Origin of the sequence: Falsiroseomonas oryziterrae, assembly GCF_021864505.1 — a bacterium.
Classification (GTDB): Bacteria; Pseudomonadota; Alphaproteobacteria; order Acetobacterales; family Acetobacteraceae; genus Falsiroseomonas; species Falsiroseomonas oryziterrae.
In genome coordinates, this window is record NZ_JAKJIB010000308.1 from 1 (window position 1) to 5,060 (window position 5,060).

Genomic DNA, 5,060 nt, shown 5'->3' on the forward strand with positions numbered 1-5,060 from the left:
CACCTCGTGCAGCCCGGCGCGGGCGAGGCCGCCGGCGGGGAGTTGCGCGTCGATGGTTTCGGACAAATGCACCGCTCCCGCGCTGCTGCGGGCGAGCGCGGCGGCGGCGCCGGCGCGCTCGAGCCGGCCGATGCGGCTGCGCAGCGCCGCCACCAGCGCGTCGCGATCCATCGGCAGCGGCTCGGGCGGCAGCGGGTAGGGGGAGCGATCCGGATCCATGGGGTACGGCATTATCGTTCCCCGTATGTTCTGGCCGCGACCCGTCGCTGGTCAAGCGTTTTGCTGTCACGCGCGGATGATTTCAGTCCCTGATGCCGCAACATCAAAGAGTTGTCGGTCGACTCTTGCATCGGACCCGAGCTTGGGCGCGGACTCCCCAGGATCGCTCCGGTCTCCTCTCTCCGAAAGCTCCTGCAACCCTGACGCGCCGTGCTGCGGATCGGCCTGACCCGAGTCCGTCCCGGATCTCACGGGGGTGCGAGGTTCATGCAACCTCCGCCGTTCCGAGGCGTCCCCGCCGCCATGCCCGGAGACGGGCCTGCGAGACAGGAGATCCCCCCATGCGTGCCTTCTGCGTCCTGCCCGCCCTTGCCCTGCTCGGCCTCACGCCGGCCCTGGCCGAGACGCCGGTGCCTCAGCGCGGTGTGGCGTCCTACTACCACCCCACCTATTTCACCGGCCGGCCCATGGCCAATGGCGACCGCTTCGACCCGCGTTCCAACGCCGCGGCGCACCGCACCCTGCCGCTCGGCACGGTCGTCGACGTGACCAACCTGCGGACCGGGGAGACCCGCCGCGTCGTGATCGAGGATCGCGGTCCTTATGTGGGCGGGCGGATCATCGACCTCTCGCCCCGGACGGCGGATGAGCTCGGCATGCGGCAGGCCGGCGTCGCGCCGGTCGAGGTCAGGCCCGTCGGCCGCCTGCCCAATCGCGCCCGCGACGGGCAGAGCGGGACGGAGTGATCCGAAACGGAGTGGTCCGAAGCGGTCCGGGGCGGGCCCGCGGGCCCGCCCCGCTTCGGCTCAGCGCATGACCCAGGGCGCGCTGCGCGGCTTGGGGTCGAGGTCCCACGGCGCGCGGGCGGCTTCCTCGAAGGCATCGGCCCGCGTGACGCCGATATCCTTCAGCATCCGGTCGTCCATCTGCGCCAGGTGGCGACGCGTCTCGATCGCGCGCAGGACCTCGGCGAGCCAGACGAGCCAGCGCGCCTGTGCCGGCCGCGCAACGCGGCGGACGGGACGGGTGAGCACATGGCCGGACATCGCTGGGGTTCCTTTCCCTCGGTGGACGCCGACAATCTCGGCCGGCGCAGAGCATCAATCCAACGAATTGTCTTGACCTTGGCCATCAGCAGGATTGATGTTCTTGGCATGCTCGCCTTGCCGCCTGGGCTCGACCCCGACCTGCTGCGCGCCTTCGTGCTGATCGCCGAGGGCGGATCCTTCACCCGCGCCGCCGAGCGCGTCGGGCGGACGCAATCGGCGGTCTCGATGCAGATCCGGCGGCTTGAGGAGACGCTCGGCCAGCCGCTGCTGGTGCGCACGCCCAGGGGCGTGCAGCCGACGCCGCAGGGGATGTGGCTGCTGGAGCGCGCCCGCACGCTGCTCGCGCTGAACGACGAGATCGTCGGCAATTTCCGCGCCCCGCCCATGGTCGGCACGGTCCGGCTCGGCACGCCGGACGACTACGCGCTGAACTGGCTGCCCGGCATCCTCGCGCGCTTCGCGGAGGCGCATCCGGCCGTCGAGCTCGAGGTGATCTGCGTGAACTCCGAGGAGCTGGCGCAGCATTTCGTCGAAGGGCGGCTCGACGTGACGCTGATCAGCGAAGGGCAGGAGCCGCGCGGTGTCGCGGCCGAGCGCGTCTGGCGCGGGCCGCTGCGCTGGGTGGGCAGCCCGACGCATGGGCTGCACAAGCGCGACCCGCTGCCGCTCGCCCTCGGCCGCCCGAGCCATTGCTGCCCCTGGCGCAACGCCGCGCTCGACGCGCTGCGCGCGCAGGGCCGCGCGGCGCGCGTCACCTACAACTCCGCGACGCAGACCGGCTGCTTCACCGTGGCGCTCGCGGGGCTCGCGCTGACCGTCAGCACGCCCTGCACGCTGCCGCAGGGTCTCGCCTGGCTCGGCGAGGCGGAAGGGCTGCCGCCGCTGCCCGAGATGGGCGTGCTGCTGCTGCGGCACGAGGCCTCGATCGGCGTGCCGGCGGCGGATGCGCTGGCCGCGCACATCGCCGAGGGTTTTCGGCGCGCCAATGCGCCGGGCGTGGCGCTGGCGGCATGAAGGACATCCCCTCGCCCTTCGCGAGTCCCTCGGTCGGGCGGCACCTGCTGCGCGGCCTGGTCGGCTTCCCGGCGATGTTCGCGGCCGTGCCGCTGTGGTTCCTCGGGCAGGCCTGGTGGCACGGCGCGGCCGCGCTGGTGCTCGGCGTCGTCGCGGTCGTCGCCTTCCGGGGCTGCTTCCTGTGCTGGACGCTTGGGCTCGTGCAGACCGCGCTGCAGGGCCGTCGCGACCACGCGGCGTTGCGGCAGGTCAATCGCGCGGGCTGCGCGGCATGCGAGCCTGCGGCAAGGTGACAGGACGGAGCGCAGGATGATCCTTGGACGACGGCTGCTGGCGGCGGGCGGACTCGCGATGCTGGCCGCGCCGGCGCGCGCGCAGGCGCGTTCGCTGGTCCAGGTGTGGCGCGACCCGAATTGCGGCTGCTGCCATCTCTGGATCCCGCATCTGCAGGCGGCCGGCTTCGAGGTGCAGGACAACCAAGTGCGTTCGGTGAATGCGTGGCGGCGCACGCTCGGCATCCCGTCCGACCTGCTCTCCTGCCACGCCGCGCGCGTCGAGGGATTCGCGCTGGAGGGGCATGTGCCGCCGCTCGCGATCCGGCGCCTGCTGGCCGAACGTCCTGCGGGCGTGCGCGGCCTTGCGGTGCCCGGGATGCCCATCGGCTCGCCGGGGATGGAGGTGCCGGGCGCGGAGCCCGACACCTACGACGTCATCGCCTTCGGCGCCGGCCCCCATCGCCCCTTCATGCGCTTCCGCGGCGGGGAGCCGGCCTGAGCGGGCGAGCGGGGAGGGCGCTGCCCTCTCCGCACCCCTCCCGCCAGGAGCCGGCGGGCTCCTGGACCTCGATCTTCATGGCCGGCCAGGAAGGGGGCCACGGCCCCCTCCTGCAACGCCCCTCCCGCCTCAGCCCGGCTCCACCTCGCCGCCGCCCTCGACCCAGTCCTTGAAGCCGCCGAGGTTGCGCACGTCCGCGTAGCCCATGTCCTTCAGCGTCTTGCCGGCCAGCGCCGAGCGGCCGCCGGAGGCGCAATAGACGATGATGGTCTTCGCACGGTCGAAGGCGGCGTCGTGCAGCGGGCTCTCGGGATCGGCGCGGAACTCGAGCAGGCCGCGCGAGACGGCGAGCGCGCCCTTCGCCTTGCCGGACGCCTTCACCTCCGCCGCGTCGCGCACGTCGAGCAGCACGGTGCGCGGATCGGCCGCGAGCGCCCTGGCCTCCGCCGCGCCGATCCGCGGCACGGCCGCGTTGGCGGCGGCGAGCATGTCCTTGACAGTGATCATCGCTGTCCTCCCAGGAGTGGACGGGCAGGCTAGACCTCGGGGCAGGGAGACGTGAACCGTCCCCCCTTGCAGTTGCGCCGCCGGATTGGCACTTGCGCCGCCTGTCCGACTGCAGAGGAAACGCCAGTGCAACGTCGCCAGCTTCTCGCCCTCGCCGCGGTGGGGATCGCCGCCCCGTCCGTGCTCCGCGCCCAGGCGCAATGGCCTGACCGTCCGATCCGCCTCATCGTCCCCTGGGCGCCCGGCGGCTCGACCGACACCATCGCGCGGCTCTTCCAGCCGCGGCTCGCGGCGATCCTCGGGCAGCCGGTGGTGATCGAGAACCGCGGCGGCGCCTCGGGCGCGATCGGTGCCGCGGAGGCCGCGCGCGCGCCGGCCGACGGGTCCACCTGGATGTTCCAGTACGACAACGAGGCGGCGAACCAGACGCTGATGCGCCTCAACTACCGCACGCTGGAGGCCTTCGCGCCGGTGAGCGTCGTCGCGACCGGGCCGCTGGCGATGGTGGCGCACAGCTCGACGCCGTTCCGCAACTTCCAGGACGTGGTCGCGGCCGCGCGGCGCGAGCCCGACCGGTGGAACTACGCGACGTCGGGCACGGGCGGCCTCGCCCACATCTCGACGACGCTGCTGCAGCAGCAGAACAACTTCCGCCTGACCCACGTGCCCTATCGCGGCGGCGGGCCCGCCGTGACGGCGGCGGTCGCCAACGAGGTGCCGCTGTTCATGACGAACGTCGTGATCGTGTCGCAGCACATCCGCGCCGGCACGCTGCGCCCGCTCGGCGTCACCACGCGCACGGAAAGCCGGCACGTTCCCGGCGCGCCGTCCTTCGCGCAGCAGGGCTTCGGCAATTTCGAGGCGCCGACCTGGTGGGCCTTCTTCGGCCGCGCCGGGACGCCGCAGCCGATCCTCGATCGCATGCACGCCGCGCTGGCGCAGGCGGTGAGCGAGGCGGAGGTGAAGACTCGGATCGAGGAGCAGGGCTGCGACGTGATCGCCTCCTCCCCGGAGGAGGCCCGTCGCTTCGTCGCCGCCGAGATCGAGAAATGGGGCAACGTGATCCGGCAGAACGACATCCGCGCCGACAGCTGAGGCGGGGGAGGGGCGGGAGGGCCGGCGCCCCTCCCGCGCTCGCAGCGGCCTGCCGTGCGCCGAAACGCTGCCGCGAGCGCGATGCCGGAATGATGAAGAAGGGGGTTTGACAGGGTCCTGGCCGAGGACTAGATAGCGCCCACCGACGACGAACGCGGTTGGCTCTTGAAGCGGCGAGGACATCTCGCTATCTTCTTCGCCCCGCCGGGTTGGCGGTATCGGGACAGACGGCACCGGGTGCCCTGAAAAGGGATCAGGTCGCTTCGTCCCATCGCTCTTTCAAACTGTGTATCTGCGAGGGAAGTAGTTGGTCTGGTGACCTGCTTCTGCTGACGAGCGCTGTGTGATTACGGCGTTGGGTTGGTGGGAAGGGTGGCCGGACGGAGATGTTGGTGTTTGTGT

At 72.1% G+C, this 5,060-nt stretch carries 8 protein-coding genes; 5 read left to right on the forward strand and 3 right to left on the reverse strand.

What is annotated here, in order from left to right; translation table 11 throughout:
• Window positions 1-231: hypothetical protein (locus L2I40_RS18860; RefSeq protein WP_237216728.1), on the reverse strand; the 231-nt coding region annotated here is incomplete at its 3' end.
• A 329-nt stretch (window positions 232-560) separates the two neighbouring features.
• Here L2I40_RS18860 and L2I40_RS18865 point away from each other — a divergent pair.
• On the forward strand, window positions 561-965 hold the full coding sequence (locus tag L2I40_RS18865; protein ID WP_237216729.1) for a septal ring lytic transglycosylase RlpA family protein: 405 nt from the start codon (window positions 561-563) through the stop codon (window positions 963-965).
• Between the two features lie 60 nt (window positions 966-1,025).
• Here L2I40_RS18865 and L2I40_RS18870 read toward each other — a convergent pair whose 3' ends face one another.
• Window positions 1,026-1,265 (reverse strand): DUF1127 domain-containing protein, encoded by a 240-nt coding sequence (locus tag L2I40_RS18870; protein WP_237216730.1) that lies wholly within the window; start codon window positions 1,263-1,265, stop codon window positions 1,026-1,028.
• A gap of 108 nt (window positions 1,266-1,373) precedes the next feature.
• Here L2I40_RS18870 and L2I40_RS18875 point away from each other — a divergent pair, with 108 nt between their 5' ends.
• Genes L2I40_RS18875 through L2I40_RS18885 form a run of 3 tightly spaced genes read left to right on the forward strand, consistent with a single transcriptional unit; the run spans window position 1,374 to window position 3,056 of the window.
• Entirely contained in the window at window positions 1,374-2,282 is a 909-nt protein-coding gene (locus tag L2I40_RS18875) for a LysR family transcriptional regulator (RefSeq protein ID WP_237216731.1), read from the forward strand.
• Window positions 2,279-2,575: a hypothetical protein gene (locus tag L2I40_RS18880; RefSeq protein WP_237216732.1), complete on the forward strand. Its 297-nt coding sequence runs from the start codon at window positions 2,279-2,281 to the stop codon at window positions 2,573-2,575. Before L2I40_RS18875 ends, L2I40_RS18880 begins: the two co-directional genes overlap by 4 nt.
• 16 nt (window positions 2,576-2,591) lie before the next feature.
• Window positions 2,592-3,056, forward strand: coding sequence for a DUF411 domain-containing protein (locus L2I40_RS18885; protein WP_237216733.1), 465 nt, complete (start codon window positions 2,592-2,594; stop codon window positions 3,054-3,056).
• A 129-nt stretch (window positions 3,057-3,185) separates the two neighbouring features.
• Here the strand turns inward: L2I40_RS18885 and L2I40_RS18890 are convergent, their stop codons facing one another.
• Window positions 3,186-3,563, reverse strand: a complete 378-nt coding sequence (locus L2I40_RS18890; protein WP_237216734.1) for a rhodanese-like domain-containing protein — start codon at window positions 3,561-3,563, stop codon at window positions 3,186-3,188.
• A 126-nt stretch (window positions 3,564-3,689) separates the two neighbouring features.
• Here L2I40_RS18890 and L2I40_RS18895 point away from each other — a divergent pair, with 126 nt between their 5' ends.
• The gene (locus tag L2I40_RS18895; protein WP_237216735.1) at window positions 3,690-4,658 is read left to right on the forward strand and encodes a Bug family tripartite tricarboxylate transporter substrate binding protein; all 969 of its coding nucleotides are present in this window, start codon (window positions 3,690-3,692) and stop codon (window positions 4,656-4,658) included.
• Window positions 4,659-5,060: the final 402 nt, after the last annotated feature.